Annotated in this window: 2 protein-coding genes; both read left to right on the plus strand. The window is 61.3% G+C overall.

The window, feature by feature from the left end:
* The first annotated feature begins 122 nt into the window (after positions 1–122).
* A complete protein-coding gene (rodA, locus tag NW820_RS00360) occupies positions 123–1,340 on the plus strand; it encodes a rod shape-determining protein RodA (protein ID WP_414406374.1) in 1,218 nt (405 codons plus the stop codon).
* Between the two features lie 120 nt (positions 1,341–1,460).
* On the plus strand, positions 1,461–2,662 hold a 1,202-nt coding region (locus NW820_RS00365), incomplete at its 3' end, for a cysteine desulfurase family protein (RefSeq protein ID WP_041436530.1).

The following is a 2,662-nucleotide window of genomic DNA, read 5'->3' on the forward strand; positions in this document are numbered from 1 at the left end:
GCTGGCCTTGCTTTGGAGGATGGGGTCTATTGCTGGGCAACGTTGACCCAAAGGTGTCTTCTCAGCCTAGGTGGAAAAAGCTTCTGCGGCAGATCTTGGCTCCTTGGCGCGAGTTCGATGGCATGTTGCTGGCCACGGTGCTGGCCTTGACAGGCATCGGCATTCTTGCCATCCGCAGCGCAGTCTGGGAGCGTCCCATCAGCCACTATTGGCTGCAGCAGTTGATCATGGCCGGGATCAGCCTGGTGTTTTTGGGAATGGTAGCCCGGATCCCGTATGAGCGGCTTTTGCGCTGGCACTGGTTCACCTACTTCCTGACCTTGGCAGGTTTAATTGCAGTGCTCTTTTTCGGCACGGCGGGGGGAGGGGCGGAGCGCTGGCTCTCCATCGCTGGCTTTCAGGTGCAGCCTTCTGAGTTTGCCAAGCTGGGGGTAATTGTTACCCTGGCTGCTCTCCTGCACCACTGGCCGATCAAGTACTTCAGCCAGATTTGGGTGGCCGTTGCCGTCATTGCTCCTCCCTGGATCTTGATTTTCCTGCAGCCCAACCTGGGCACTGCCCTGGTGTTTGTGGTGATTGTCCTGGTCATGCTCTACTGGGCCGGAGCCAAGGGCAGTTGGATCCTCTTGCTCCTGTCGCCGGGGGTGGGAGCCATTCTCTATGGCTTACACACTCGCCCAGAGCTGAGCTGGATGCTTTGGGTTTGGCTGCTCTGGTGTCTGGGAATGGCGGGGTTGGCTGCTTGGCGTCTCCCCTGGCAGTGGACGGGGGCCGTAACTTTTGGGGTAATCAACCTGCTCTCGGGGCAGTTGGGTCAGCTAGCTTGGCACCTTCTCAAGCCCTATCAGCGGCGGCGGCTGGAGATTTTTATCGATCCCATGCAAGAGCCCTGGGGAGCCGGCTATCACCTCATTCAATCCCGCATTGCCATCGGGGCCGGCGGCCTCTGGGGCCGCGGTATCCAGCAGGGCACCCAAACCCAGCTGGACTTCATCCCCGAACAGCACACGGATTTTATTTTCTCGGCCATTGGGGAAGAGATGGGTTTTATCGGCACCCTGACGGTGCTGATCCTGTTTTGGATCCTGTGTGCGCGGCTGATCTGGATTGCCCAAGGGGCCAAGGACAATTTTGGATCCCTGATTGCCATTGGGGTGCTGGCGATGATCCTCTTTCAGGCGGTGGTGAACATCAGCATGACCATCGGCCTGGCCCCGATTACCGGCTTGCCTTTGCCTTTTCTAAGTTATGGCCGCTCGGCTCTACTGACCAATTTTCTGGCCATTGGCTTGGTGGAATCGGTGGTGATGCACCGCCAGCGTACTAGTCTTTTCAAGTAGGCAGGCTCAATTTGCCTCCAGCGGGTTTGGCCTCAACAAGGGGAAGCTGCTGCCAGCGTTGGGCAACACTGGCCAAGGATCTTAAGATAGGAACACGGAGCCCCGGCTGGTCGAGCTGGCATGTTGCGTTTGGATCCTGCCCTCTACTTTGACCACAGCGCCACCACTCCGCCTCGGCCTGAGGTGATCGAGGCCATGCAGATGGCGATGCAGGAAAGCTGGGGCAACCCCTCCAGCTTGCACGGGTGGGGAGAACGGGCCGCCATGGCCATGGAGCGGGCGCGGCAGCAGGTGGCCGAGCTGCTTAACTGTGAGCCGGAGGCGCTGCTGTTTACCTCAGGCGGGACGGAGTCCAACAACCTGGCCCTGTTTGGGGTGGCCCAGCGCTACTCTACTCCCCAACATCTCATCATCTCCAGCGTCGAGCACGCCTCGGTGGAGAATGCTGCCCGCCAGTTGCAGTCCCAAGGCTGGCAGGTCACCCGTCTGCTGGTGAACGCCGCCGGCCAGGTGGATCCCCAGACTTTGATCCAGGCGCTGCAACCCAATACCGTTTTGGTCTCCATCGTCCACGGCCAAAATGAGGTGGGATCCCTGCAGCCCATTGCAGAGCTGGGTCAGATCTGTCGCCAGGCGGGGGTGCTCTTCCACACCGACGCTGTGCAGACGGTGGGGCGGATCCCGCTGGATCTGGCGCAACTGCCGGTGGATCTGCTCTCCCTTTCCGGGCATAAACTCTACGGGCCCCAGGGGGTGGGGGCGCTGTACGTGCGCCCAGGGGTGGAGCTGCGACCGCTGCTGCGGGGGGGTGGGCAAGAACGGCGGCTGCGGGCTGGCACCCAAGGGATCCCGGGCATTGTCGGCTTGGGAGTGGCGGCAGCTTTGGCGGCCCAAGAGCTATCTCAAGAAACGGCCCGCCTGCGGCAATTGCAACGGCATTTGGCCCAGTTGCTAGCGGAGGTGCCCGGTTTGCGGCTGACCGGCCCCGTCCGTTTGGAGCAGCGCCTGCCCCACCACCTCAGCTACTGCGCCGCAGGGATCCCGGGGAATGTGCTGGTCAGGGCCCTAAGCCGCCAGGGGATCGCCATTAGCGCCGGCTCCGCCTGTAGCAGCGGCCAACTGATCCCCAGCCGCATCCTCTTGGCCATGGGCCACTCAGAAGCCGAGGCGCTGGGATCCATTCGCCTTAGCCTTGGCAAAGCCACCACCTACGCTGCGGTTGAGTATGTGGCCCGATGTCTACAAACGGAGCTTGCCTCCATCTCCAAATCCGTAGCCTTGGGGAATGCGGCAACTCAATCCCCGTTGTCGATCCCCGTCAC

This window comes from Synechococcus sp. R55.7 (assembly GCF_047461955.1).
In the GTDB taxonomy this organism is placed as follows: Bacteria; Cyanobacteriota; Cyanobacteriia; order Thermostichales; family Thermostichaceae; genus Thermostichus.